Below are 25516 nucleotides of genomic sequence, written 5' to 3'. Positions count from 1 at the left end.
CCCTTACGAAGCGGGCCCTCGAACTGCCAGACTGCGGAAGGTGCCCGACTTCGACATGCTTGTCATCGGATCAGGACCGGGTGGCCAGAAGGCCGCCATCGCCGCGGCCAAGCTGGGCCGCCGAGTGGCCGTCATCGACCGCCCCGACATGGTCGGCGGGGTCTCCATCCACACCGGCACCATTCCCTCCAAGACGCTGCGCGAGGCGGTGCTGTACCTCACCGGTCTCACCCAGCGCGATCTGTACGGGCAGAGCTACCGGCTGAAGGAGGACATCACCGTCGCCGACCTGACCGCCCGTACCCAGCACGTGGTCGGCCGGGAGGTCGACGTCATCCGCAGCCAGCTCTCCCGCAACCACGTCGCCCTCTACGCCGGCACCGGCCGTTTCGTCGACGCCCACACCGTCGCCCTGCGCGAGGTGACCGGCCATGAACGGATGATCAGCGCCGAGCACATCGTCATCGCCACCGGCACCCGGCCCGCCCGGCCGGACACGGTCGAGTTCGACGAGCGGACGATCCTGGATTCGGACAACGTCCTCGCCCTGGAACACGTTCCGCGGTCCATGGTCATCGTCGGCGCGGGAGTCATCGGCATGGAGTACGCGTCCATGTTCGCCGCGCTCGGCAGCAAGATCACCGTGGTCGAGAAACGGGCCGGGATGCTCGACATGTGTGACGTCGAGGTGATCGAGTCGCTCAAGTACCACCTGCGGGACCTCGCCGTGACATTCCGGTTCGGGGAGACGGTGGCCGCGGTCGAGCGGCACCCCCGGGGCACGCTCACCATTCTGGAGAGCGGCAAGAAGATCCCCGCCGACGCGGTGATGTACTCGGCGGGACGGCAGGGGCTCACCGACGACCTCGATCTCGACAAGGCGGGGCTGGCGGCGGACCGCCGGGGCAGGATCACGGTCGACGAGCACTACCGCACCGAGGTGCCGCACATCTACGCCGTCGGCGACGTCATCGGCTTCCCGGCGCTGGCCGCGACCTCGATGGAGCAGGGCCGGTCGGCGGCCTACCACGCCTGCGGGGAGACCGTCGGGCGGATGCACCACCTCCAGCCGATCGGCATCTACACCATCCCGGAGATCAGCTTCGTGGGCCGGACGGAGGATCAACTCACCGAGGACAGTGTCCCGTTCGAGGTCGGCATCTCCCGCTACCGCGAACTGGCCCGCGGACAGATCATCGGCGACTCGCACGGGATGCTGAAACTGCTGGTCTCCCCCGAGGACCGCACGCTGCTCGGCGTGCACTGCTTCGGCACCGGCGCCACCGAGCTCATCCACATCGGCCAGTCCGTGATGGGCTGCGGCGGCACGGTCGACTATCTCGTCGACGCGGTGTTCAACTACCCGACGCTCGCGGAGTCCTACAAGGTCGCCGCCCTCGACGCCACGAACAAACTCCGGCAGATCGACCGCATCGGGGACTGAGGGAACCCGCTCCCGATCCGCCCTTCCGAACCGCTGTTCTCCGTCGCGGAGCCTCGTCAAAGCCCCTGACCTGCGGCGGAGTTGGAAGCGGGAGGTTACCCTCCGGTCAATCTTGAAAGGCGATCCGGTAGGGCTATCATCACTCGCACACACGGTGTGTGACCGTCTGCCGACGCGACGCTGAACGGTGTCCGCCGCCCCCACATGTGCCGCCGCCGGCCGAGGCCATCCCTCCTCGGTCCGCGGCGGGTTCCACCCCCCACCCCCCTACGCCGTCGAGGCCTGGTCGCCCTCGCGTCGTGCACGACGGAAAGCAGCTTCAGCATGAGCAACAGCAGGGGCAGAGGGTTGCAGGCCAACGCCCTCGGCATGTTCGACACGGTGGTGATGGCGGTCGCGGGAAGCGCCCCGGCCTACTCGATCGCCGCCACCACCGCCGTCCTTGTCGGCGCGGTGGGTCTCGCCAGCCCGGCCGCCCTCCTGTATTGCGCGATCCCCATGCTGGGCATCGCGCTGGCGTTCAGCTATCTCAGCCGCATCGACGTCAACGCGGGCGCCAGTTACTCATGGGTGGGGCGAACTCTCCACCCGTTCCTGGGCTTTCTCAGCGGCTGGGCGCTCGTGGTCTCGGCGACCATCTTCATGGTCGCCGGTTCACTGCCGGCCGGTTCGATGACGCTCGCCCTGTTCGACGAGGGCCTCGCCGACGACACCGCGCTGTCCACACTCGTCGGCGCCGCCTGGTTCGTGGCCATGCTGCTGGTCGTGCTCGGCGGCGCCCGGCTCACCGTCCGCGCCCAGCTCCTCATGTCCGGCGTCGAGCTCGTGATACTGGCCCTGTTCGCGATCCTGGCCTTCCTGCACACGGACAACGCCCGCGCCTTCGACTGGTCCTGGTTCGGCTTCGGCCAGTTCGACGGCATGGCCGGCTTCGCGTCCGGCGCGCTGATCGCCGCGTTCTACTACTGGGGCTGGGACGTGACCAGCAACCTCAGCGAGGAGACCCGCAACAGCCGCCGTACGACCGGACTCGCGGGCCTGATCGGGGTCGGCATCGTCTTCCTGCTGTTCGAGGTGTTCACCATCGCGGTGAACGTCGTGCTGTCCTCGGCACAGGTCCGGGAGAACGAGGCCAACGTGCTCGCGGTGCTGGGCGAGGAGATCTGGCCGGGCTGGGGCGGCAAACTGCTGATCGTCGCGGTGATGCTGTCCACCATCGCCACGCTGGAGACCACGCTGATCCAGGTCACCCGCTCGCTGTTCGCGATGGGCCGCGACCGTACGATGCCGGCCGCGCTGGGCAGGGTGCACCGCGAGTGGAACACGCCCTGGGTCGCCATCGTCGTGGTCGGCGCCGTGGCGCTGGTGATGTTCATCGCCTCCAACGCGCTCGGCTCGGTGGGCGACATCCTCTCCGACGCGATCTCGGCGATCGGTCTGCAGATCGCCGTCTACTACGGTCTGGCGGGCCTCGCGGCCGTCGTCGCCTATCGAAAGATGCTGCTGAAGTCCGCCGCCAACTTCTTCTTCGGCGGCCTGTGGCCGCTGCTGGGCGCCCTGTTCATGTTCTGGATCTTCATCGAGTCGCTGGGCGAGCTCAGCCGGGCCGCCGTCACGATCGGCGTCGGCGGACTCGCCGCCGGGCTGGTCCCGATGCTCTGGTACTGGAGGAAGGGCAGCGACTACTACCGGCCCGCCACACTCGACGCCACCCACACCATCGAGGCGGACTATGTCCCCGCCGGCGCCGTGCCCGCGCAGTCCCGTGCCCACGAGGGTCTCTCCACCGACTTCTGAGGGATGTGGCGATGACGCGGGATCGCTTCGCTCCCGACTTCGACCCCGACTGCGGGGACGTACCCCTCACCACTGCCCGCCAGGACATCGTCATCGGACGCTGGCAGGGTCTGAGGGAACTGCTACGGGCGACCGGACCCGACTGGCCGGTCCGCGGCCACCGGGTCCGGCTGCTCGCCCAGGCCTGCGCGGGCAGTTCGACGGCGGAGTCATGGCTGGCCGCCGAACCGCACAGCGCCGACGCGCTGGTGCTGCGGGCGGCGACCGAGACGGCCCGGGCCTTCAACCTGGCGATCGCCGCGGGGCGCGGCGTGCCGATCGACCAGCACCGCGTCGACACCGCGGTGATGGCGAGCCTCCAGGCCGCCGACGCGTACCCGGAGGACCCCACCCCGTGGATCTCCCTGATCTCCGTGGCACGGCTGTACCCGGCGGGCGTCCGGAGGCAGGAACTGGCGCGCTGGTGGGACGAGTTGCACCAGCGCGACCCCTACAGCGTGGAGGGGCACCTCCAGGTGCTGCACTACTACTCGGCCCGCTGGCACGGCACCCACGGCCTGATGTACGACTTCGCCCGCGACGCGGCCGGAGTGGCACCGCCGGGCTGCGCGCTGCCGGTGCTGGTGCAGTACGCCCGGGTCGAGGAGTACCGGTTCGCGCTGGACGCGGCCAAGGGCCGGCAGTCCGCGGTGGCGCTCGCCCAGCACTGGAGCAACGACGGTGCCGTCAGCGACGTACGCCGCACCTGGCAGCGCTGGATCGCCGGCCGGCCCGAGGCCCCGGTCGCCCCCGCCGAGCTGCGTGACCTCAACTACCTGACGCACGCGGCCTGTCACGCGGGCCTCACGGAGGTCGCGGGACCGCTGTTCCGGATGCTGGGGCGGCGGGCCACCCGCACTCCCTGGTCCTACACCGGGGAGCCGGACAAGCAGATCGCCAAGTGGCGCAAGGAGGTCGGGCTGCGCGCCTGACGCGCTCGCTCCGAGCGCGGTCGCGGCCGGTGCGGGGCGTCAGGCCGTGGCGTTCGGGCCGTCCGGACGGCTGCCGCGCTGCTCGACCATCTCCCGGGTGAGCTGCTCGGTCTCCGATTCGGGCAGCCGCTCGAAGCCGTCCTCGGTGATGACCGAGACGATCGGGAAGATCCGCCGGTTGAGGTCGGGGCCGCCGGTCGCGGAGTCGTCGTCCGCCGCGTCCCACAGGGCCTGGAGGGCGGCGAGCGCGGCATCGCGCCGGGACATGCCCCGCTGGAACAGCTTCTTCAGCGCACCGCGGGCGTACGGCGAGCCGGAGCCCTCGGCGTGGAAGTCCCGCTTCTCGTACAGGCCCCCGGCGACGTCGAAGCTGAAGATGCGTCCCTGCTCGCCGTCGTCGGCCGTGTGGTCGTAGCCGGTGAGGAGGGGGACGACGGCGAGGCCCTGCATGGCCTGGCCGAGGTTCTGCCGGATCATGTTCGCCAGGCGCCGGGCCTTGGCGTTGAGGGACATCGGCGCGCCCTCGATCTTCTCGAAGTGCGTGAGCTCGACCTGGTACAGCTTCACCATGTCCAGGGCGAGACCGACGGTGCCCGCGAAGGCGACGGCGGTGTGGTCGTCGGCGGGATGCACCTTCTCCAGGTCGCGCTGGGCGATGAGGTTGCCCATCGTGGCCCTGCGGTCGCCGGCGATCAGCACGCCGTCGCGGTAGGTGAGGGCCAGCACGGTGGTGCCGTGCGGGAACCGGTCGGGGGCGGCGCGCACTCCGTCGGGGAAGGGTCTGCGGGTGGGCAGCAGGGCGGGCCGGTGGGAGCGGAGGAACTCGGTGAAGGACGCGCTTCCCGGAGTGAAGAACTCCTCCCCCAGCCGTCCGCCGTGCTCGCTCTCCGTCATGACGCTCCCCCTCGTGTCCCCGGTCCGACATCCGAGTCCTACCAGAAGCGAACGGACGGGAAACACCCGCCCGGGATCACCACTCACGCCCGGGACGCACCTGTTGTGCTCACAGGGCCTTGCGTCGCACCAGCACGCCGAGCACCACCAGGCCCGGCACCAGCGGCAGCCACACGGTCAGGAGCCGGTAGCCGAGAACGGCGGAGGCGGCCGCGGCGGCCGGGGCGCCCGCGGTGGTGAGGGCGAAGGCCAGGGCGGCGTCGAGGGAGCCGAGGCCGCCGGGGGTGGGCAGCAGGGCGGCGGCACTGCTGGCGGCGAGATACAGCAGCGCCACCCGGGCCGGCGGCAGGGGGAGCGCGACGGCCTGTGTGACGGCGATCAGGACGAGGGCGTGCAGGGCGGCGAAGGCCAGCGAACCGCCCCACAGAGCGGCCGCCCGGGGCGGGTTCGCGTGCACGGCCCGGATGTCGGCGGCGACGGCGGCCAGGGCGCGCCGGCACCGCGGCCACGCCAGCACGCCGGCCACGCAGACCGCGGCGGCGAGGAGGGCGACGAGGATCGCTCCGGACAGCTGCGGGAACCGCAGCACACCCGGGCAGGCCAGTGCGAGCGCCACGACCAGGACGACCCGCACCACCGCGGCGGCTGTGCCCTTGACGGCGAGGGCGGTCGCCGCGCGGCCGGCCGACAGCCCGCAGCGCATGAGGAAACGCAGGTTGACCGCGCCCGCGCCGAGCCCGGCGGGCAGCAGATGGTTGGCGGCGGAGGCGGCGAACTGCGCTGCCACGAGCCGCCCTTGGGGCAGGTGCCGGAGAACCGCGCCCTGCTGGGCGAGCGCCGCGCAGCCCCAGGTCGCGGCGGCGGCCGTACCGCCCACCAGCAGCCAGCCCTGGTCGGCGACGGCGAGCCGCACGGCCCCGCGTTCGAGGACCGGCCAGTGCCGCTGGGCGAGGCAGACCGTACCCACCAGGACGACGAGGGTGAGCGCGCTGTGCCAGTAGACGCGTCTTCGGCTCGGGGCGACGACGACCGGTTCGGACGTCATGGGCCGCCGTCCTCCCCCGCGGGCCCGATCCGCACCTCGAGCCCGTCGATCCGGTACGCGGTCCAGTCGCGCGCGTACCCGGCCGGGCCGCGGTGCGCCCGGACGAGGTGGGCGACCGGGATCCGGCGGGCGGTGTCCTTGATCTCCGCCGCCGTGGAGTTGGCGTTGGGGCCGCTGACCGCCGCGGAGGAGCACCCCGCGTAGTAGGCGATGGGGAGCGCCTCTTCTCCGGTGAGCAGACAGGGCGGCCGGACGCCCAGGCGGTTCAGGTCGGCCGCGGTGCGCGCCCAGGCCTGCCGGTCGGCGGTACTGCGGCTGACGGTGCGGTCCAGGACCGCGTACTGCACGGCCAGGTGCCCGGCCAGCCCGAGCGCGACCAGGGTCGTGGCCACCGGTCGCCACTTGCCGCCCGGCGCGGTGACCAGCTGGAGCAGCCCGTCGGCGACCGGGATGGCCAGCAGCGCGTAGGCGGGCAGGAGGAAGCGGGGGGCCGCGTATCCGATCAGGAACAGATACGGGAAGGCCGCCGACGCGGCGCAGGCCAGCGTGACGAGCGTGCGTGCGGTGCGCCCGGCCCGGACGGCGACGACGAGGCCGAGGAGGGCGAGCAGCGGAAGGGCGTACCACCACAGGGTGATCGCGGGGTTGGGCATCGAACCGGTGCACGGCCGGCACAGGGTGCGCCCGACGAGGCTGCGCATCTGGTCGTCGACGGCGAGGTTCCAGCCGAGTCCGCCCTGGATGCGGGAGCCGTCGTGCAGTCGCTGCTCCAGACCGCCGTAGCTGAGGTACGCCTCCACCACCCACTGGGCGGCCCCGAGGGCGGCTCCCGCGAGGAGGGCGGCGAACAGGCGCCAGTGGCGCAGCGCCACGGTGAGGGCGAGCAGGGGCAGGGTCACCCATACGGCGTCGGTGGGGCGCATGAGCGCCATGAGGGCGGCCCCCGCCGCGACACCCCACAGGTTGGCCGGGGCGCGCAGGAAGGAGCCGACGCAGACCAGCGCGCCGATCGCCACCCAGTAGTTGGGCATGGCCTGGGGGCCGTAGTAGACCGTCACCCACAGGGAGGCGAAGAGCGCCCCGGCGCCGGCGAGGACACGGGCCGGAAAGACCCCGCGCCAGACGCGCAGGGCGAGATAGAGGCCGATGCCCGACAGCACGGCCAGGTAGACGCGCAGCAGTGAGGTGGACGTCGACCAGGAGGCGATGGGCGACACCAGCAGCGAGATGCCCCGCGCGCGTGGTGCGCTGAAGTAGGAGGGGGGTGCCTGGGCACTGACCTGGCTGACGTACACGGTCTCGTCCCAGCCGAGGCCCATCCATGGGCGTACGAGGGCCAATTGGGCGAGGACGAACGCGCCGGCCACCACGGCGAGCAGAAGGTCACCGCGCCTGTGCCGGACCGTACCGGGCACGGTCGCCGTGTCGCGCCGTCGCACACTCACGAGCGTCGCGTTCGCGCCGTGCACCATCGTCCACCCCTTCACCCCTACGCGTCGCAGGGTTTGTGAGACCCCAAGACCATGCGTTGGGGAAATAGAGAAAACACGGACAAACTAACCCGCGTTCTGTCGATGCGCAGCGCGATGTTCGGCCAGGTGCCCGATATTTCGTCCGATTATCGGCGCAACCGTCGCGTCAGTCGTGCGGGAACGAGTGGTGTTCGTGGGCGACGAGCCAGCGGCCGTCCTGTTTACGCAGCCCGAACGTCAGGCGCAGGCGGAGACCGGGGTGTTCGGCGAGTTCCTCGGGGGTCGCGCAGCGCAGGAGGGCGTGGGCGTAGGCGACCTCGGAGCCTGCGGTGACGTCGAGGGACTCGATGTCGAAGCAGGCGCCCTGGGCCTGCCAGGCGAAGAAGGGTGGCCAGGCGGCACCGTAGGCGGCCAGTCCGTGGATGCCGTGGTGGGGCGGCGGGACGTCGTACATGACGATGTCCTCGGCGTGGTCGGCCAGGACACCGTCGAGGTCGCCCCGGTGGACGGCGTCGGCCCAGTTCGTGATCAGGGCACGGATCTGTGCGGCGTCGTCGGGCACGGTGGCGGCTCCCTCCTGTGTCCTCCCCCAGCCATCCTCCTCGTCGCCCTGGGTCCCCGCGCGGCGGTGGGTGACACACTCTGCGGTGTGCCGCTGACATTCGACGACCTGCTCATCCGCGCCCGCGCCCTCGCGCGGGGCGACCGGCGCGCGATCCTCGGCATCGCGGGCAGCCCCGGCTCGGGCAAGACGACACTCGCCCAGACCCTGGTGCGGGAACTCGACGCGGGCGGGGAGCCATGGGTGGCGCACGTCCCCATGGACGGCTTCCACCTCGCCGACGTGGAACTGGACCGGCTCGGACTCCGTGACCGCAAGGGCGCGCCGGACACCTTCGACGCGGCGGGATACGCGGCGCTGCTGCGGCGGCTGCGCGCGGAGGACGAGGAGGGCGGTGCCATCGTGTACGCGCCCGGCTTCGAGCGGGTGCTGGAGCAGCCGATCGCGGGCGCCGTGCCGGTGCCGCCGACGGCCCGCCTGGTGGTGACCGAGGGCAACTACCTGCTGCTGGACACGGGCGCCTGGGTGCGGGTGCGGCAGCAGCTGGACGAGGTGTGGTTCTGCGAGCTGGACGAACAGGAGCGGATCCGGCGGCTGGTCGCCCGGCACGAGGAGTTCGGCAAGGGACACGAGGAGGCCGTGGCCTGGGTGCAGCGCACGGACCAGCGCAACGCCGACCTGGTGGCGGCGACCCGGGACCGGGCGGATCTGATCGTGCCGGCCATGACGCCCAAGGGCCGTCAGGCGGTGTCGTAGTCCTGCCGGGCCCGCTCGACGGCGTCGAGGTGGTCGGCGGACCAGTCGGCGAGGTGCGCGAAGAGCGGGGCGAGGCTGCGGCCCAGCTCGCTGATCTCGTACTCGACCCTGGGCGGGACCTCTGGGTGGTACGTGCGCACGACCAGCCCGTCCCGCTCCAACTGCCGCAGCCGCTGGGTGAGGACCTTCGGGGTGATCTTCGTGATGCGCCGCTCCAGTTCGACGAAGCGCTGCCGTCCGTGTGCGTGCAGGCTCCACAGGATCGGCGTGGTCCAGCGGCTGAACACGATGTCCACGACCGGGCTTATGGGACAGGCGATTGCGGGGTCGGTGGTCGTCTCGACCTTCATGCGCATCCCTCCGGGATAGCCACTTTCCTCTAGGTACCTACTATATCCACGCTGTTAGCGTCCCTTCATCGGCAACAACGCCGGTTTCACAAGGGAGTTGTTCATGATCGTGGTGACGGGGGCAACGGGCAACGTCGGCCGGGAGCTCGTTCGGGCGCTGGCGGAATCCGGTGCCGAGGCAGTCGCGACATCCCGGCAGATCACGTCCGCCGACGTTCCGGACGGCGTACGACACCGGCCGGCGGACCTGGTCGACGCGGAGAGCCTGCGCCCCGTGTTCGACGGCGCGGACGCCCTGTTCCTGCAGAACGGGGGTCCCAGCGCCCATCTGCTCGACGTCCCGCACCTCTTGGACGTCGCCAAGGCCGGCGGGGTGGAGCGGGTCGTCCTGCTGTCGTCGCAGGGGGTCGTGACCCGCCCGGAGTCCGACTCGCACGGACGCATCGGGCAAGGCATCGAGGAGGCCGTACGGCAGTCGGGCCTGGACTGGACGTTGCTGCGCCCGGGCGGCTTCCACTCCAACGCCTTCGCCTGGGCCGGGTCCGTACGCGCGCAGCGCACCGTGGCCGCGCCGTTCGGGGACGTCGGACTGCCCACGGTCGACCCGGCCGACATCGCGGCGGTGGCCGCGGTGACGCTGCGCTCGGCCGAACACGCCGGACAGGTCTACGAGTTGACCGGCCCCGCCCGTGTCACTCCCCGACAGCAGGCCGCGGCCCTCGGCGAGGCGCTGGGCGAGCCGGTCAAGTTCGTCGAGTGGAGCCGGGACGAGGCCCGCGCGCAGATGCTGGGGTTCATGCCCGAGCCCGTGGTGGACACCACCCTCGACATCCTGGGCGCCCCGACCCCCGCCGAACAGCGCGTCAGCCCCGACGTCGAGCGCGTCACCGGCCGTTCGCCGGGCACGTTCGCCGACTGGGCGCGACGGCACGCCGCCATGTTCCGGTAGGACCTACCGCACGGGGTTGGACGTCGCCGTCGACTGGGACGCGGAACCCCGGAAGGGCTCAGGAGCGCAGCGCCAGCTCCGGTTCGCCGAGGGCGTCGCCCGCGATGTCACCGATCACGGCGGTGAACGCCTCGGTCCGGACCGTCAGGCCCTCGGCGCCCTGCTCGGCCGTCACCGTGAACGTGCCGCCGGGGCCGTAGCGCACAGCGAACACATGCAGGTCCTCGGGGGCGTCCGGGACCGGGTCGGCCTCCAGGGCCGTCGAGGAGACCAGATGGCTCCAGCCCTCGTCCGGGTTGCCGTAACCGCGGGGGTCGGCGGCCAGCGCGAAGGCGGCCTGCTGCTGAGTGGTCTCCGAACGGGCGTCGAAGTGGTCGGCGACCTCCGACTCCGGGTGGGTCAGCCGGAGTTCACCGACGGAGGCGACCTGGACCTCGGCGGTCCGGCGGACCCGGTCGCCGTCGTCCGCGGCGTACGGCATCCCGGCGAGCAGATACGGCCTGCCGAGGAGGCGTTCCACGGCGACCGTCACCCACAGGCTCGTGCCGTCGGTGACGTACAGGGACCGCACGTGCCGCAGGACGTGGTCACGGCCGACGACCGGCTTGGTGACCAGCTTGGCCACCAAGCCCTCGGCACGGACGTCACGGACCCGGACCTCGCCCATCGGGCGGCAGAACACGAAGCCGTCGACGACCGGACCGTACCCGTGCTGACGGTCGACGGCGGCGGGCAGACAGTACGTGCCGTCCGCCTCGATCACCGACGGCGTCATGTGGCTGTCGAAGGCCACCGACACGGTTCCCGCCCGGAGTTGGTGACGGGCGGGCGCGGCCGACGGCGTACGGTGCCAGCGCGTCGTGTCCTCGATCTGCCAGACCAGCATCCACGCGAAGTGCCCGTCGACCCCGCCGTCCGCCTTCACCGCGTGCCGGGCCCAGCGGCTGTCGCCCCGGTAGCGGCCCAGGTCGGAGCCGATCCGGGCGCCGAAATAGCGCAGGCCCAGGACCGACTCGAACGCGGAGTGCTGCTCGCTGTAGCGGGGGCCGCCGTTGTCGAAGCCGCCGCCTGTGAGGCGGGCGTCGATGTAGCGGGCGAGGGCGTCCCCGTCCTCCGCGAAGATGTCCTCGCCGCTGACCCGGTGGGCCTGGGCGAGGAAGGACAGCGAGATCGGGCCGTAGTTGTTGTCGTAGGCGCCACCGTGCTCGGGGGGCAGCAGGGCGCCGCGGTCACGGACCCGGTGGGCGCGGATCTCGTCGACGTACAGCTCCACGGCCCGCCCGCGGACCGACTCCCGTTCCGGGGAGGGCAGATGGCTCGCCAGCATCAGCCCGCCCACGACGCAGCCGATCGCCTGGTTGCCCGCCTCCTGCGGGTTGAAGAACGTCGCCTCGGTCAGCCAGCGCCAGTAGCCGCGCGCCACCTCGACCAGCTCGACGCGCTGCGCGTCGTCGACCAGTCCGTCCGCGGCGCCCAGCACATTGACGGCCTGGAGCAGCGCCCACACCGTGCTGGGCCAGTCACCGATCGGGTGCGCGCCTGCCGCGAGGGTGTAACGGGCGTACGGCAGGCCGGAGTTGCGGACCCGCAGATTCGGGTAGCCGGGGTTGTCCTCGACGTACACCCGCTCCCGCAGATGGAAGGCCAGGCTGCGGCGGACCGCCTCCGGCAGCCTCGGGTCCTTCGTGCGCTGCCAGGCGAACGCGAGGAGCGAGGTGATGCCGAGGGAGGTGTCGCCGATGTCGTCGACACAGTCGGGGTGTTCGAGGTTGCCCTCCGGCGTGAGCCGGGCCAGGGCCTGCTCGACGACGTCGGCGAGGACGGCGTCATAGGCCTCCGGGGTGTCCGGGAGGTCGTGCAGCGGGCCGCGCTGGTGGGGGAGGTGCACGGGTGGATCAGCCCTTCATGCCGGAGATGGCCATGGCGTGGGTCGTCGGGGTCACACGGGAGGTGCGGGCCGGCGGGCGCGCAGTGCGACGGTCAGTGTGTGCGGGCCGACTCCACCGAGGTAGACACGGTTCCCGGCCGTCTCATCGGTGCCGCCGACCACGGTGTAGTCCTGGCCCGGGTCGTACCGTAGTACGTCGCTCCGGTCCGGCCCGGCCAACGGTTCGCCCGCCTCGACGTCGGCCTCGACGCGGATCTCGTCGTCGCCTACCCGGTAGGTCATCGGCCCGCTCGTCAGGCACCAGCGTCCGTCGCCGATCGGTACGGCGCCCACGGGCACGCCACCCGGGCGGAAGGTCAGTTCGAGGGCCCAGGGCACGGGTGGTCCGGTGATGTCGATCCGCAGGTCGGCCCCGTCCTCCCGCAGGTCGACCTCGACCTGGGTCGCGTGGGAGACCTCGTCCTGAGGGCGGTCGGGGAAGGCCATCGCCGCGGAGAAGCGGCCCTCGTCCACCAGGCGGTAGGCGCCGTCGTCGCGCCTCCGGTCCTTCGGGAGCGGCTGGTAGTAGGCGGTGGTGAGGGTCTGGGTGAGCCGGTACCGGTTGTCGGCGAGCTGTTCCATGTCGGCGGCACGGAACGGGCCCAGGTCGAAGAACGCCCGCGAGACGCGGACCGAGTCGAGGACGGCGGCACCGGCGAACAGCCGCAGGAAGGTGGGGTTGCAGGCGAGGCCCGAGCGGATGCGCCGGTGCTCGGGCACGTCGGAGCCGCCGTACACCACGGTGTGCGCGGCGGCCGAGGTGTGCGCGGCGAGGCGTGCGGTGGGGAGGTACCGGTGGCGCGGGAGCTTCTCCGCGTCCGGGGCCGGCAGGGCTCGGCACAGGTCCGGGGTGAGGAGGGTCTGGGCGAGCAGGTCGGGGTCGTCGATGCCGTCGGCGGCCGCCAGGCGGGCCGCGCGGGCGAAGTCGCCCCGGCCGGTGCGGATCGCGAGCAGCCGGTAGTGCGGCAGGTAGGGCCACAGCGCGAACGAAAGCCTCTGGTCCTGGCGGCGCGAGTGGACGGTCTCCACCGTGCCGTCCGGCCTGATCAGGTCCAGGGTCGCAGCAAGGTTGCGTTCGACGGCGTCCAGCAGGTCGGTGCGCCCGAGCACCTCGGCCAGCAACAGCAGCGCCGGGTTGGTCACGATGGACGCGTAGACGGCACTGCGTTCCGAGTACAGGCCCTCCGTGTCGATGTCGACGCCCTCGGCGAGCCACTCCTCGACGCGGGCGAGCAGCCGGTCGTCCGGGAAGGACCGGTGCAGACGGGCGAGCGCCGCGGACAGCTCCCAGCGGTGGTTCGGGGTGTGCACGCCACCGGTCAGGAGACTCTCGGTGGCGGCGCCGGCGATCTCGGCGAGCGCTGCCGTGACGTCGCCCAGTTCCGGACCCGCGCCGGCGGCGAGGACGTGCGCGTCGCACACGTCGTTGACGGTGAAGGCGGAGTCCGGCGGTGACTGGACGTTGTCGCCGCCCGCGAAGAGGCCGGAGGCCGTCTGCACGGACCGCAGGGCGCGGAGGTGGGTCATCGCGGCGGCGACGGCCTGTGCGCTGCCGTGCAGTGCCGAGTCCGGGGAGCGGTACGCCGCGACCAGGGTCTTCACCCGGCGCGCCAGACCACGGTGCGGCACGCCGGTGGGTTCCTCGTCGGGGCCGGCCGCCAGCGGGGCGGCCGTCCGGTCGGCGGCGCGGGCCGCCGACCGGACGAACTCGTGGTCGAGCGGGCTGGGCACGGTCAGTCCTTCAGTCCGGCGTTGATGTCGGCGCTCATGACGTAACGCTGGAACACCAGGAAGACGGCGATCAGCGGGATCATGGAGATGACCGATCCGCCGAGCAGCACCGACCAGTTGATGTTCTGTGCCCCGACGAGGCTCTGGATGCCGATCTGCACGGTGAACTTGTCGGGGTCGTTGAGCATCAGCAGCGGCCAGATGTAGTCGTTCCACCGCCACTGGAACGACAGGATGGCGAGCGTCAGCATGATGGGCCGGGAGATCGGCACCATGATCCTCAGGAAGATCGACAGCTCACGCGCCCCGTCGATGCGGGCGGCCTCGATGAGTTCGTCGGGCACCGTCAGGAAGAACTGGCGGAACATGAAGCAGCCGGTCGCGGTGAGCACCGCCGGGAGGATGATGCCGCCGAAGGAGTTGTAGAGGCCGAGGTCGCGGACGACCAGGAACTCCGGGGCGAGCATGACCTCGCCCGGCAGCATCGTGGTGGCCAGGATGCAGATGAAGAAGAACTTGAGCCACTTGTTGTCGTACTTGGCCAGCGCGTACCCGGTGCAGCAGCTGGCTCCCACGGTGAGGACCGTGGTGACCACGCACACGATGGCCGTGTTGACGAAGTACTGGGAGAAGTTGGCGCTGTCCCACGCCGCCTTGTAACCCGACAGGGTGGGGTCGTGCGGAAGCACCGTCAGCGGAAGGGAGAACAGGTCTCCCGCCGGCTTGAAGGAGCTGAGGACGAACCACAGCACCGGCAGCCCGTAGAGGGCGGCCAGGATCCACAGCAGTGTCGTCGCGGGCACCGCGCGCCGGAGCCCGCCGCTGCTCACCCCGCGGGGCCGCTTCTTGGAGACGGCCCGTACGGAACCGGCGTCGATCTTGCGCGGCGTGTCTGTGGTGGTCATCGGTTCTCCATCCGCCGGTTGACGATCAGCTGGATGATCGCGACGGCCATCAGGATGAGCATGAGCACGAACGACGCGGCGCTCGCGTAGCCGATCTGGCCCGTTTTGAAGCCGGTTTGGTAGATGTACTGGACGAGCAGGTTGTTCGACGTGCCCGGTCCGCCGTTGTTGAGGGCGAGGAAGAGCGGGTATTCCTTCATCGCGTTGATCGTGTTGAGCAGGATGACGATGAAGGAGGTCGGCGCGATGCTCGGCAGGGTGATGCTGATGAACTGGCGCCAGGGGCCCGCGCCGTCGAGTGAGGCCGCCTCGTAGTACGAGGTGGGCACGTTCTTGATCGCGGCGATGAACAGCAGCATCGAGAAGGCCGTGCCCCACCAGGCGCCCGCCATCACGACCACGCCCAGCGACAGGTCCGCGTTCGACTGCCACGCGATCGGGTCCCCGCCGAGCTTCTCTATGACGTAGTTGATCAGTCCGAAGTTCTCGCCGAACAGCCACCGCCACAGCACGCCCACGACGATGGGCGAGATGAGCCACGGGATGAAGAAGACGACACGGGCGATCGACGCGCCCTTGGCCTGCTTGCTGACCACCAGGTTGGCGATGAGCAGCGAGAGCACGAAGTTCAGCGGCACGACGAGCACGGCGTACAGCAGTGTCCGGCCCAGCGCGTCGTAGAAGATGGAGTCGCCGAACAGGTTCTGGTAGTTGTCCAGACCGACGAACTGGAACGCCCCTACGCCCGTGTAGTTCGTGAAGGAGTAGACGAGCCCGATCACCGCCGGCCAGACGAAGAACAGCGAGAAGAGCACGACATTGGCCGCGATGAGGACGAGCGGCGCAAGGGTGTACTTACTGCGTCTCCTGGGCGGGCTCACGGACACGTCCGAGGCGCGTTTTGTCATCTTCCTGACTCCGTGCTGGTGGATGGATTGCGGTGGGCTCACGCCATGGGCCCGGCGTCATGCGGCGCCCAGGGCCGGGCGGCGGTGTGTCGGACCCGCCGCCCGCCCCTGTGGCCGACGATCAGCCGCCGACCTGCTGGTTGTAGCCGTCCACGATGTTCTGCAGGGCCTTGTCGGCCGACTGCTGGCCGTTGATCGCCTTGCCGAGCTCCGTCTTGGTCGGGTCCTCGGTGAGGCTCTTGCCCTTCAGCACCCAGTTCGTCTGCGCGCTGTTGAAGTAGCCGGAGATCGGGGCGTAGAGCGGGATCGACTCGTTGTAGAGCTTGAACGCCGCCTGCGCCGCCTCGGACTTGAAGGGGTACTTCGGGTTCAGACCGCTCTCGACCGGCAGGAACCCGGACGCCTCGCACAGCGCCTGGTAGTGGGCCGGCTCGTACAGCCAGGACAGGAACTTCGTCGCGGCGGCGGACGCGTCCTTGTTGTTGTTGAAGCCCACCGTCATGCCACCACTGTTGACGTCGCTGGCCTGCACCGGCTGGGCGGGCGTCGGGACGCTCGCCCACTCGAACTTCTTGATGCTGTCGGCGAAGGCGGGAACCTGCCACACACCGGACCAGTAGGCGACGACGTCACCGCTCTGGAACATGGCCGACGGGTCGGCACCGCTGGTCCACACCGACTTCGGCATGGTCTTGTCGTCGTTCCAGCCGACGAAGGTGTTCACGGCCTTCTTGGTCGCCGCGTCCACCGAGAACTTGCCGGAGGAGTCCGCGTGGACGTACTGACCGCCCATCTCGTACACCATGGCGCGCAGCCGGGAGGGCGACTGGTCGAACGTCAGGGAGTACTTGGCGTCGGTCTTCTCCCGGACCTCGTTCGCCGCCTTGATGAACTCCGTCCAGGTCCAGGTCTTCGAGGGCGAGGTCGGGAAGGAGACACCGGCCTTCTCGAAGAGGGACTTGTTGATGAACATGCCGGACGCGGTGACGTCCGAGGGGATGGACAGCACCTTCCCGGACGAGTCCTTGGCGACGAAGTTGGCGTTGATCTTGTTGGTCTTGTTGTTGGCGATGGAGCCGAGGTCGATCAGCTTGTTCGACCAGATCGGGTCCAGCGCCGGCACGGCCGCCACGTCGGGCAGCGAGTTCGCCTGCGCGGCGTTGTGCAGCTTCGTCGTGTAGCCGTCGTAGGGGATGTTGACGAGCTTGACGGCGACGCCGGTCTCCTTCTTGTACTGCGCCACCATCTTCTTCCAGCCCGCGTCCTGCCCCGGAACCGTCGAGATCCAGAACGTCAGCGACTTGGAGGTACCGCCCGAGTCGGAGCCCCCTCCGCAGGCGGAGAGCAGCAGGGCGCCGGCCGAGGCAACGGCGGCGAGGGGAACCATGCGGCGCATGCCGCGGCCGAGTCGGCTGGAGCGCCGTACACCTACATTGGTCATCTTCGATCCCTTTTTCGTCGCAGGGGACGGAGCACGGCGCCGATCATGGCGGCACGGGTGCATTTTGCAGGAGAAGTCACTTTCCGGGGGCGCGGCCTCGCCCGGCCGCGTCATCCTGACGGGCGAGGATCCCCGGCCTTCATGGCCGTCACCGCACGGGCACGCCCTCGTGCGGTTGCCGTACGTCGAGTACGGGCGGGACGCTCGCTCCAAGCCGGCGTCCCGGCCGACTTAGAAAGCGCTTGTCCGGACATTGGCAGACCGAGCCGGAACCCGTCAATCCTTGGCCCGCGCCACATCGGTCACGGTTTGGACTCCCCGGGCCACAGCGAGCCGGGAAGCACCCACGACGGTGCCGAGATCACCCACCGTGCTGCTGACCACCTCGGTGGGCCAGCTCAGCCGCGCCATCTCCGCCCGCACCCCCGCCAGCAGCTGGGGATCGGCGCCGGTGCTGCCGCCCAGCACGATCAGTCCGGGGTCCAGTACGGCGGTCACCGCGGCGGCCAGGCGGCCGATGTCGGCGGCGTGCCGGTCCACGACCGTACGGGCCGCCGCCCGGCCCTCCTGGGCCAGGGCGAAGAGCTCGTCCGGGGTGCGCGGGCAGGGCCCGTCGGCCTCCGTCCAGGCATCGGCGGCCCGGCGTACCAGCGAGCGGGCACCGATGTACTCCTCCAGGGCCTCCTGACGCGGCTGAACGCCCTCGTCCCAGGGGTATGGCAGCCGGGCGAGCTCACCGGCGGCCCCATTGGCCCCGCGCAGCACGTGGCCGCCGACGACGATGCCGAGACCGATACCGACGCCGATCCGCAGATAGCCGAAGGAGGCGCGGCCCCGGGCGGCGCCCTCGTGCAGCTCGGCCAGCGCGGCGCAATTGACGTTGTTCTCGAGATGGACCGGGACGCCCTTCGGCAGCGCGACGGCCATGGCGTCGAAGACGGGCCCCGCCTTGGCGGTGGCGGGGCGGGCTCCCGCGCCGTCCTGCTCCGCGGTGACGTCACCGACGGCGACGACGATGGAGCGCAGCGGAGCGCCGTCGGGCAGCGCGAAGACGGCCTCGCGCACGACGTCCGCGGCCTCGTCCCGGGAGCCGGTGGCCTGGGCGAGCAGGGTGCCGTCCAGGGCGCAGCCGCGCACCCGGGTGAGGGCGGGGCCGAGGTCGACGGCGAGCACCGCTCCGGCGGCCGGTCCCAGGCCGTATACGGCGGCGGAGCGCCCGGTGGCGCCGGAGGCGGTGCCGGAGTGGGCGGCGAGGCGGGCGCTCTCGAGTTCCGCGACGGCGGAGGACACCGTCGGCTTCGACAGGCCCGCAAGGCTCGCGAGCTGCGGGCGGGTAGCCGTGCCGGCCTGTGCCAGCACGGCGAAGACAGCGCTGGCGCTCTCGGTCAGACGGGGGGCTTCCGCCACGTCGTGTTCCACAGTTCTCCCACGGAGGTCGAGCGCCGCGCCCCCGGTCGAAGCGTCTTCACGGGGTGCGGCGATGGGATGCCATGACGTCACGCGTTCCCGCCCCGCAGCGGCCCTGCGGTGGTCGAGTGCGCGATTTCTCTTGACGCACTGTACTTCGTTAGTTAACTTCCTAACGAACGTCACGGTACTCGCCTGCCGTGGTCCGTCAGAGGCCCGTCCCGGGGCTTCCCTAGTGCTTCAACTGCCCTTCCTCCGGCACGGTTTCGCCCGCCGTCGCATGCTTCAGCGCACCGACGAAAGAGGATCCGTGCAGGACGCCACTCCCTCTGGCCCGCTCGTGGTCGGTATCGACGTGGGCGGCACCAAGACGCATCTGCGCGCCTTCGCGGGCGACACCCCGGTCGCCGACCACGTCCGCTCCAGCAGCGGCTGGCGGCCGCACGACCCCGTGACCGCCGCCGGCTGGCTCGCCGCGCTGGCCGCCGACGCCCTGCCGGCGGGCGCCCGCCCGTCCGCTCTGGCGGTCGGCGGACATGCCTGCGAGACCCCTCGCCAGTGCGCTCAGATCCGCACCGCCCTGCAACTCCACTTCGACGCGCCCGCGCTGGTCGTGGGCGACGCCGAACTCCTCGTGCCCGCGGCGGGCCTGGACAAGGGGGTCGGCCTGGTGGCCGGTACCGGTTCGGTCGCGGTGGGCCGCTTCCCCGACGGACGCCCGGCCCAGGTCGGCGGCTGGGGCGCGGTCCTCGGCGACGAGGGCGGCGCCGCCGGTCTCGTCCGTGAGGCCGCACGCGCCGTCTGGGCGGCCCATGACCGCGGCGAGGAGCCCGACGCTCTCGCGCACGGCCTCGTCGCCTCCTTCGAGGTCGCCGAAGTCCCCGCGATCGGGGCGGCGATGGAAGCCGCCAAGGACATCTCCGCCGAGTGGGGCCGGCACGCCCCGGCCGTGTTCGCCGCCGCCGAGGCGGGCTCACCGCTCGCCCTCGCGGTCATCGAGGAGGGCGGCCGGTCGCTGGCCGCTCTCGTCGGACGGCTCGCCGCACGCGGAGTCGCGGTGGACGACGTGGTGATCGCGGGCAGTACCGTCCTCGCCCAGCCCCTCCTCTACGACGCCTTCACCTCCGCCCTCTCGGACAGGGTGCCCGCGGCCCGGCCACAACCGCTGCGGGTACCGCCGGTCCAGGGGGCGGTGGCGCTGGCGCGTTCACTCCTGTGACACCCGCCGGACGCCGGGCCCACCCCCGTCCGACACGACCCGCCCGTAGATCTTCGCTCGTAGGCCTCAGGGGGCACCTCGCGGCTCGCTCCTCCTCCCGCGCCCCACGGGCTGTCATCGCACGACTCCCCCGGCCGCACGGCCGAAGAACTCAAGAGAGGCAGCAGCATGCCGTCATCCGCCGGGCCCCGCTCCACGTCGTCGGTCAGTGAACTCGCCGTGAACAGAAGGGGGTTCCTCCGCACCTCCCTCGGTGTCTCGGCCGGTGTCCTGGCCGCGCCCACCTTCGCTTCATGGCTCGGGGCCGCGGACGCGAAAGCCGCCACCAGTGCCGCCGCGTTCGTCGACGACTACAAGACCAACATCACGGCGAACCAGACCGCCGAGACCAACGCGGTGATCCGCGCCCTCGGCGGCTTCGCCGAGATCTGGAAGACGGGGGGCGCCTGGAACACCGGCACGCCGCTGCTGCCCGAGATCCTGCGCGCCAACATGCGCTACTGCGCCCGCCTCACTCAGACGCGCACCGAGGCGCAGGCCAAGGAGGCGTTCGTCTACGACCGCCAGCACCAGAGCTACGCGATGATCGGCGCGCTCGGTCCGCTCGCCGACCTGTACCGGTCGGGCGCCAAGGCGGTCACGTCGATCACCAGCGCGCCGGACACCACACCCGCGACCACCATCAGCGACGCCGTGCCGGCCGGCGCGCCCGCGGGGTCCGCGATCGGCGCCGGCTCGTACACCTCGGACCTCGGCCTGGTCGCCAAGCTGGTCGACACCGTGCGCGGCCCGTTCGCCTCCGGCAACCCGGCCAAGTTCGCCTTCCAGTACCCGCGTCCGTGGCGCATGAACGAGAACAGCGAGGTCGTCGACACCGGGAGGACCGACGCGCTCGGCTTCCCCGTGTACGACTCGGACGTGGTCGTCGTGACCCAGCTGCTGCGTCAGCGCGGCACCAACGCGGCCGAGGACGGCGGCTTCCCCAGCGGCCACACCAACGCCTTCCACCTGGCGGCGCTGGCGTTCGCGTACGCCGTTCCCGAGCGGTTCCAGGAACTGGTGACCCGCGCCTTCGAGCTCAGCCACACCCGGATCATGTCGGGCATGCACTCCACGGTCGACGTCCTCGGTGGTCGTGTCATGGCCACCGCCCTGGCCGCCGCCGCCCTCGCCGACCCGGCCAACGCCGACCTCAAGGCGGCGGCGCGCGCCCAGGCCCTCGCCTACTTCGAGACGCGGACCGGCTCGACGGCGGACACGCTCTTCGCCTACGCCCACTCCGACGCCTCGGACGCGTACGCCGACCGCGACGACAACGCCTGCCTGGTCGGGCCCAAGCTGACGTACGTCCTGACCCGTCGGGGCCGCAGCACCCCGCTGACCGTGCCGAAGGGCGCCGAGGTGCTGCTGGAGACGCGCCTGCCCTACCTGGACGCCGAGCAGCGGCGCGAGGTGCTGCGCACGACCGCGCTGCCCTCCGGGTACGTCCTGCTGGACGGCTTCGAGCAGTGGGGCCGGCTCAACCTGTTCGCCGCGGCGGACGGTTACGGCTCCTTCGACACCGACGTGAGCGTCGCGCTCGACGCCTCGGCCGGTGGCTTCGGCGGGGCCGACACCTGGCGCAACGACATCGACGGCGACGGCTCGCTGACCAAGCGCGGCACCGGCACCCTCACCCTGACCGGCCACAACCGGTACACGGGCGGCACCGTGGTGCGCGAGGGCGTCCTGTCCGCCGCCTCGGCGCACGCCCTCGGCCACGGCGACGTGCGGGTGTCGGGCGGCACGCTGCGGGTGGCGACCAAGTCGTCGGTGCAGATCCACGGGACGTACGCCCAGGAGTCCTCGACGCTCGACGTGACCCTGCGTTCGGGCCGCGGTCCCGCCCTGGAGGTGACGCGGCGCGCGGTGCTCGGCGCGGGCAGCGTGCTGTCGCTGCGCCTCGACGCCGACAAGCCGCCGGCGGCCGGGAGCGTGCTGCGTGTGCTCGGCGCCGCGGGACTGCGCGGCCGGTTCGACCAGGTGGAGCTGAACTCCGACACGCTGTGGGCCGTACCCGTCTACACGGCGGAAGGTCTGTCGGTACGACTCCTGAAGCGGTGACGCCCCGAGGGGCGGGAGCTGATGCAGAGTAGGCACATGAGGCGTCTCCGCATCGCTCCCGCCCCCTCGCGGCCCACGTCGTCGCGGGGCGGATGATGGCGCGCGAACTGCACCCGGTCCTGGAACCGGAGACGCCCCCCGACGTACCCGCCCCGCGGCCGGCGGGACGGTCCGGCAGGCCCTGGCTCGTGCCGCTCCTCGTCGTGCTGCTGCTCGCCCAGATGGCCTTCGCCATGGTGACCACCGCCGTGCAGCAGACGCCGACCATCGACGAGCCCGTGTACGTGGGCACCGCCGCCGACTCCCTGCACCGGCACGAGATCCGCTACAACCCCGAACACCCGCCCCTGGGAAAGCTCGTCATAGCGGTCGGGGTGGCCCTCGCCGATCCGCGCTACGACCCCTCCTTCAGCGGCGATCAGGGTCAGGTCGGGCGGCATCTGCTGTACGAGTCCGACAACGACCCCTGGCGGCTGATGCTGTGGGCCCGGCTGCCGGTGATCGTGCTGACGCTGGCGTTCGGGCTGGTGGTTTTCGCCTTCGCCCGTGAACTCGCCGGCGCGGCGGGCGGGTTGGTGGCGCTCGCCCTGTACGCCTTCTCCCCCGACGTGATCGCGCACGGCTCGCTGGCCACCCTCGACGTGCCCACGGCCGGCTTCCTGCTGACGTCGGTGTGGCTGCTGTGGCGGGCGCGCCTGCGGCCGCGGCTGTACGTACCCCTCGCCGGGGTGGCTGCCGGGGCGGCGCTGGCGACGAAGATGAGCGCGCTGGCAGCCGTTCCGGTGCTGCTGGCCCTTGCCGCCTGGTCGGTGTGGCGCCACGACTCCCACGACCGTCGCAGGGCGCTCGCGCGAGCCGCCGCCGGGGCGGGTGTCGTGGCGGTGGCCGCGATCGCCGTCGTATGGCTCTCCTATCTGGTGGTGGATCCGCGGCTGCGCTGGAGTCCGCAGCAGCATGTGCCCGCCGTGCACGGTCTGCGGGCGCTGCTCGTCGATCTGATGCCGTTCCCGGAGGCCTACCGGGACGGGATGCGGGTGCAGTTCGGCTTCGAGAACCATCCGTGGCAGGGGTTCCTGTTCGGGCGGCTCTACACCGGCTCCCTCTGGTACTACCTGCCGGCCGCGCTGCTGGTGAAGACCCCGCTCGGCATGCTCGCCCTGTGGACCGCGGGTGCCGTCGCCCTCGTGGCGGTACGGCGGCTGCGGCCCGCGGCGCCCTATCTGCTGGCCCCCACCGTCGTGCTGCTCGCCGCGGCCATGACCGGATCCCGGGACTTCGGCACCCGCTACGCCCTGTTCGTGCCGATGTTCCTGGCGGTGGCGGCGGCCGGTGTGCTCGCGGTGCGGCGGCGGTGGGCCGTGGTCGCGGCGGCGGCGCTGGTGCTGTTCGTCGCGGTCAGCTCGGTGCGTACGTTCCCCTACTATCTGCCGTACTCCAACGAGGCGTTCGGCGGGCCGGCGAAGACGCGTCTGCGGCTGCACGACTCCAACGTGGACTGGGGCCAGGATCTGGGCCGCCTCGCCGACCGGCTGCGCGAGCGGTATCCGGCGGAGCGGATCTGGCTCGTCTACAAGGGCAGTGGTGTGCCGTCGTACTACGGCATCGACGCGTCCGATCCGCGCCGGGTCCCCCTGGCGGACGTGCACGGACTGCTGGTGGTGTCCGACTCCTCGGTCGCCAAGGCCACAGGGCGACTGGCCGAGTTGATCGACAGCAGCCGCTCGATCGATCAAGTCGGTCACTCGATCACGATCTATCGACGGTGACCGCACAACCCCTGGTCACAACAGTGTGTGGGCTATGTTGAGGCACTGTGGAAGACAAAGGAGGCGCACCCGTGCCATCGCCGCAGCAGGCACGCGCGCAGGCATCCGCGATCACCTCGGGCAAGTCGGTTCCGGAGGCCGAGGCCTCCCCGACCTCCCAGCTCAGGGCCCTCTTCGACCGGCCCCGGCTCTCCCCGGGGCAGCGCCGTATCGCCCAGTACCTGATCGAGCACATCACCGAGGCGGCCTTCCTTTCGATCACCGATCTCGCCGAGCGGGTGGGCGTGAGCCAGCCCTCGGTGACCCGGTTCGCCGCGGCCGTGGGCTTCAGCGGTTACCCCGCGCTGCGGGAGAAGCTCCAGTCGATCGCCCTCGGCACCCTGGCGGGGGGTCCGGCGGCGGCCGAGGAGAACAGCGGCAACGAGTTGCAGGCCGCGGTCGACGCCGAGATCGAGAACCTGGAGAACCTGCGGCGCGACTTCGCCGACCCCGACCAGCTCATCGACCTCGGCCGCAAGCTGTCGCAGTCGACGCCGCTGACCGTGCTCGGAGTGCGCATCTCGGTGTCGCTGGCGGAGTACTTCGCCTACGCCGCACGCCGCGTCCATCCCGACGTACGGCTGGTGACCCTGGGCGGCAGCGTCGCCTACGACGCGCTCCTGCAGTCGCGCGAGGCGGGCGGCACCTGGGTGCTGGCGTTCTCGATGCCCCGGCACGCTCAGGAGACGCTCACGGCCGTGCGGGTCGCACGCAGCGCGGGGCTGCGTGTCGCCCTCATCACGGACCTGGCGCTCGGCCCGGTCGCCGACGAGGCGGACATCGTCTTCGCCACCGGCACCGGCTCCCGCCTGGTCTTCGACTCGTACGCCGCCCCCGGGGTGATGGCCGCCGCGCTGCTCCAGGCCATGACCGACGCGGACCCCGAGCGGACGCAGGCCCGGCTCGAGGAGTACGAGCAGATCTCCGACCAGCACCAGTTCTTCCTGCGCGACTGACATGGCGGGCCGACAACGCCCCTCCCGGCCCGCTGCGGCCACACCCGACGAACCAGATCACCAAGGGATCAATCGCCTCATTTCACGCATGAATGTTTTCATACGTCTTGCAAACCGGACGGCATATATAAATACTGCTCACGGATCGCCCCCGGCCGCTCTCGGGGCGCGTTCCGCACCCCCGTCCCCACCCTTCGCAACAGCCCGCAGAAAGCCGACGGTCCGCCCATGCGCACGCAGCACCATCCGCCGCGCAGGCGCCGTCTGCCGTCCGGGCCCCTGCGCGAACACCCGAAGCCGCCGCCACCTACCCGCGACGGCGCCTCGGGTGTTCGGACGGGCATCGCCTCGGCGAGCGCCCGCGGCGGCCCCGGTCATCCCCTAGGCCGGGGCCGCCCATACCCGTCGGACCACCCCCTCCTGACGCCGCACACCCGGAAGAGACGGCCATGACTCCCATGACTCTGACGACCACGCGCATCAGCCCGGACTGGCCCTGCCAGGTCAAGACTCCCGGCAGCTACGACTGGGAGCGCTCGGCGGCGAAGTGGCTGCGCGAACTGGTGCCGGCCCGCTACGCCAGCTACCCCGCGCTGATCCGCCACCCCGTGCTGCTGGCCCGCCACGCGCACATCCAGGTCCAGCAGGAGATCCGGGTCGCCCGCACCGCCCTCCAGACCGCCCGCGCCGATCTTCCGGGGCTCGGGCTGCCCGAGTCGGTCATCGAACACACGATCAAGCTGTACGCGGCCGAGGTCCTCCAGCTGCAGCACATCGCCCGCAGCGTACGGGCGGTTTCCCAGGCTCTCGTCGAGCACAGCGCCGGACGCTGACCAGGCGCACTTTCGAGTGAAACCGGTCCTGACAAGGCGGC

The 25516-nt window shown here is 71.3% G+C and carries 21 protein-coding genes; 10 read left to right on the top strand and 11 right to left on the bottom strand.

Annotated elements, in window-relative coordinates; all coding sequences use genetic code 11:
- Positions 1-40: 40 nt before the first annotated feature.
- The 3 genes from sthA (at position 41) to OG381_RS42225 (ending at position 4212) form a co-directional block, all read left to right on the top strand.
- On the top strand, positions 41-1444 hold the full coding sequence (sthA, locus tag OG381_RS42235) for a Si-specific NAD(P)(+) transhydrogenase (RefSeq protein ID WP_327721256.1): 1404 nt from the start codon (positions 41-43) through the stop codon (positions 1442-1444).
- A 324-nt stretch (positions 1445-1768) separates the two neighbouring features.
- Positions 1769-3241, top strand: a complete 1473-nt coding sequence (locus OG381_RS42230) for an APC family permease (RefSeq protein ID WP_327721255.1) — start codon at positions 1769-1771, stop codon at positions 3239-3241.
- A gap of 11 nt (positions 3242-3252) precedes the next feature.
- Complete coding sequence (locus OG381_RS42225; RefSeq protein WP_327721254.1) at positions 3253-4212, top strand: hypothetical protein; 960 nt, start codon at positions 3253-3255, stop codon at positions 4210-4212.
- A 39-nt stretch (positions 4213-4251) separates the two neighbouring features.
- Here OG381_RS42225 and prcB read toward each other — a convergent pair whose 3' ends face one another.
- From prcB to OG381_RS42205, 4 genes are all read right to left on the bottom strand, one after another.
- Entirely contained in the window at positions 4252-5106 is an 855-nt protein-coding gene (gene prcB / locus OG381_RS42220; protein ID WP_327721253.1) for a proteasome subunit beta, read from the bottom strand.
- Positions 5107-5215: 109 nt separating this feature from the next.
- Positions 5216-6151, bottom strand: a complete 936-nt coding sequence (locus OG381_RS42215; RefSeq protein WP_327721252.1) for a lysylphosphatidylglycerol synthase domain-containing protein — start codon at positions 6149-6151, stop codon at positions 5216-5218.
- Positions 6148-7623 (bottom strand): hypothetical protein, encoded by a 1476-nt coding sequence (locus tag OG381_RS42210; protein ID WP_327721251.1) that lies wholly within the window; start codon positions 7621-7623, stop codon positions 6148-6150. The genes OG381_RS42215 and OG381_RS42210 overlap by 4 nt, the downstream gene beginning before the upstream one ends.
- Before the next feature lie 166 nt (positions 7624-7789).
- Positions 7790-8185 carry a YybH family protein gene (locus tag OG381_RS42205; RefSeq protein ID WP_327721250.1) on the bottom strand — a complete coding sequence of 132 codons (396 nt, stop codon included), beginning with the start codon at positions 8183-8185 and terminating at the stop codon, positions 7790-7792.
- Between the two features lie 87 nt (positions 8186-8272).
- Between OG381_RS42205 and OG381_RS42200 the strand changes: the two genes are divergently transcribed.
- The gene (locus OG381_RS42200) at positions 8273-8941 is read left to right on the top strand and encodes a nucleoside/nucleotide kinase family protein (protein ID WP_327721249.1); all 669 of its coding nucleotides are present in this window, start codon (positions 8273-8275) and stop codon (positions 8939-8941) included.
- Here the strand turns inward: OG381_RS42200 and OG381_RS42195 are convergent.
- A complete protein-coding gene (locus tag OG381_RS42195) occupies positions 8926-9291 on the bottom strand; it encodes a winged helix-turn-helix transcriptional regulator (RefSeq protein WP_327721248.1) in 366 nt (121 codons plus the stop codon). The two genes, OG381_RS42200 and OG381_RS42195, sit on opposite strands and share 16 nt — an antisense overlap.
- 103 nt (positions 9292-9394) lie before the next feature.
- Here OG381_RS42195 and OG381_RS42190 point away from each other — a divergent pair, with 103 nt between their 5' ends.
- The gene (locus tag OG381_RS42190) at positions 9395-10240 is read left to right on the top strand and encodes an NAD(P)H-binding protein (RefSeq protein WP_327721247.1); all 846 of its coding nucleotides are present in this window, start codon (positions 9395-9397) and stop codon (positions 10238-10240) included.
- A 58-nt stretch (positions 10241-10298) separates the two neighbouring features.
- Here the strand turns inward: OG381_RS42190 and OG381_RS42185 are convergent, their stop codons facing one another.
- The 6 genes from OG381_RS42185 to OG381_RS42160 all read right to left on the bottom strand — a co-directional run bounded on the left by OG381_RS42185 (position 10299) and on the right by OG381_RS42160 (position 18559).
- Positions 10299-12128 (bottom strand): hypothetical protein, encoded by a 1830-nt coding sequence (locus tag OG381_RS42185; protein ID WP_327721246.1) that lies wholly within the window; start codon positions 12126-12128, stop codon positions 10299-10301.
- Between the two features lie 51 nt (positions 12129-12179).
- The gene (locus OG381_RS42180; protein WP_327721245.1) at positions 12180-13898 is read right to left on the bottom strand and encodes a hypothetical protein; all 1719 of its coding nucleotides are present in this window, start codon (positions 13896-13898) and stop codon (positions 12180-12182) included.
- A gap of 2 nt (positions 13899-13900) precedes the next feature.
- Entirely contained in the window at positions 13901-14803 is a 903-nt protein-coding gene (locus OG381_RS42175) for a carbohydrate ABC transporter permease (protein ID WP_327721244.1), read from the bottom strand.
- A complete protein-coding gene (locus OG381_RS42170; RefSeq protein WP_327721243.1) occupies positions 14800-15711 on the bottom strand; it encodes a carbohydrate ABC transporter permease in 912 nt (303 codons plus the stop codon). The genes OG381_RS42175 and OG381_RS42170 overlap by 4 nt, the downstream gene beginning before the upstream one ends.
- A gap of 121 nt (positions 15712-15832) precedes the next feature.
- A complete protein-coding gene (locus OG381_RS42165; protein ID WP_327721242.1) occupies positions 15833-17152 on the bottom strand; it encodes an extracellular solute-binding protein in 1320 nt (439 codons plus the stop codon).
- Between the two features lie 276 nt (positions 17153-17428).
- Complete coding sequence (locus OG381_RS42160) at positions 17429-18559, bottom strand: ROK family transcriptional regulator (protein ID WP_327721241.1); 1131 nt, start codon at positions 18557-18559, stop codon at positions 17429-17431.
- Positions 18560-18839: 280 nt separating this feature from the next.
- Here OG381_RS42160 and OG381_RS42155 point away from each other — a divergent pair, with 280 nt between their 5' ends.
- From OG381_RS42155 to OG381_RS42135, 5 genes are all read left to right on the top strand, one after another.
- Positions 18840-19778, top strand: coding sequence for an N-acetylglucosamine kinase (locus OG381_RS42155; RefSeq protein ID WP_443061981.1), 939 nt, complete (start codon positions 18840-18842; stop codon positions 19776-19778).
- Positions 19779-19946: 168 nt separating this feature from the next.
- The gene (locus tag OG381_RS42150; RefSeq protein ID WP_327721239.1) at positions 19947-21881 is read left to right on the top strand and encodes a phosphatase PAP2 family protein; all 1935 of its coding nucleotides are present in this window, start codon (positions 19947-19949) and stop codon (positions 21879-21881) included.
- A gap of 92 nt (positions 21882-21973) precedes the next feature.
- A complete protein-coding gene (locus tag OG381_RS42145; protein ID WP_327721238.1) occupies positions 21974-23647 on the top strand; it encodes a phospholipid carrier-dependent glycosyltransferase in 1674 nt (557 codons plus the stop codon).
- A 71-nt stretch (positions 23648-23718) separates the two neighbouring features.
- The gene (locus OG381_RS42140) at positions 23719-24642 is read left to right on the top strand and encodes a MurR/RpiR family transcriptional regulator (protein WP_266819376.1); all 924 of its coding nucleotides are present in this window, start codon (positions 23719-23721) and stop codon (positions 24640-24642) included.
- Positions 24643-25100: 458 nt separating this feature from the next.
- Positions 25101-25475 carry a hypothetical protein gene (locus OG381_RS42135; RefSeq protein WP_307037012.1) on the top strand — a complete coding sequence of 125 codons (375 nt, stop codon included), beginning with the start codon at positions 25101-25103 and terminating at the stop codon, positions 25473-25475.
- Positions 25476-25516: the final 41 nt, after the last annotated feature.

It is taken from the genome of Streptomyces sp. NBC_00490 (assembly GCF_036013645.1).
In the GTDB taxonomy this organism is placed as follows: domain Bacteria; phylum Actinomycetota; class Actinomycetes; order Streptomycetales; family Streptomycetaceae; genus Streptomyces; species Streptomyces canus_F.
Note: the sequence above shows the minus strand (reverse complement) of the source record. Positions and strands in the feature narration are given on the sequence as shown.

Coding starts and splice junctions, on each gene's coding strand:
- OG381_RS42230 (WP_327721255.1), top strand. CDS start 1,769: ATGAGCAACAGCAGGGGCAGAGGGTTGCAGGCCAACGCCCTCGGCATG.
- OG381_RS42225 (WP_327721254.1), top strand. CDS start 3,253: ATGACGCGGGATCGCTTCGCTCCCGACTTCGACCCCGACTGCGGGGAC.
- prcB (WP_327721253.1), bottom strand. CDS start 5,106: ATGACGGAGAGCGAGCACGGCGGACGGCTGGGGGAGGAGTTCTTCACT.
- OG381_RS42215 (WP_327721252.1), bottom strand. CDS start 6,151: ATGACGTCCGAACCGGTCGTCGTCGCCCCGAGCCGAAGACGCGTCTAC.
- OG381_RS42210 (WP_327721251.1), bottom strand. CDS start 7,623: ATGGTGCACGGCGCGAACGCGACGCTCGTGAGTGTGCGACGGCGCGAC.
- OG381_RS42195 (WP_327721248.1), bottom strand. CDS start 9,291: ATGAAGGTCGAGACGACCACCGACCCCGCAATCGCCTGTCCCATAAGC.
- OG381_RS42190 (WP_327721247.1), top strand. CDS start 9,395: ATGATCGTGGTGACGGGGGCAACGGGCAACGTCGGCCGGGAGCTCGTT.
- OG381_RS42175 (WP_327721244.1), bottom strand. CDS start 14,803: ATGACCACCACAGACACGCCGCGCAAGATCGACGCCGGTTCCGTACGG.
- OG381_RS42170 (WP_327721243.1), bottom strand. CDS start 15,711: ATGACAAAACGCGCCTCGGACGTGTCCGTGAGCCCGCCCAGGAGACGC.
- OG381_RS42165 (WP_327721242.1), bottom strand. CDS start 17,152: ATGACCAATGTAGGTGTACGGCGCTCCAGCCGACTCGGCCGCGGCATG.
- OG381_RS42155 (WP_443061981.1), top strand. CDS start 18,840: ATGCTTCAGCGCACCGACGAAAGAGGATCCGTGCAGGACGCCACTCCC.
- OG381_RS42150 (WP_327721239.1), top strand. CDS start 19,947: ATGCCGTCATCCGCCGGGCCCCGCTCCACGTCGTCGGTCAGTGAACTC.
- OG381_RS42145 (WP_327721238.1), top strand. CDS start 21,974: ATGATGGCGCGCGAACTGCACCCGGTCCTGGAACCGGAGACGCCCCCC.
- OG381_RS42135 (WP_307037012.1), top strand. CDS start 25,101: ATGACTCTGACGACCACGCGCATCAGCCCGGACTGGCCCTGCCAGGTC.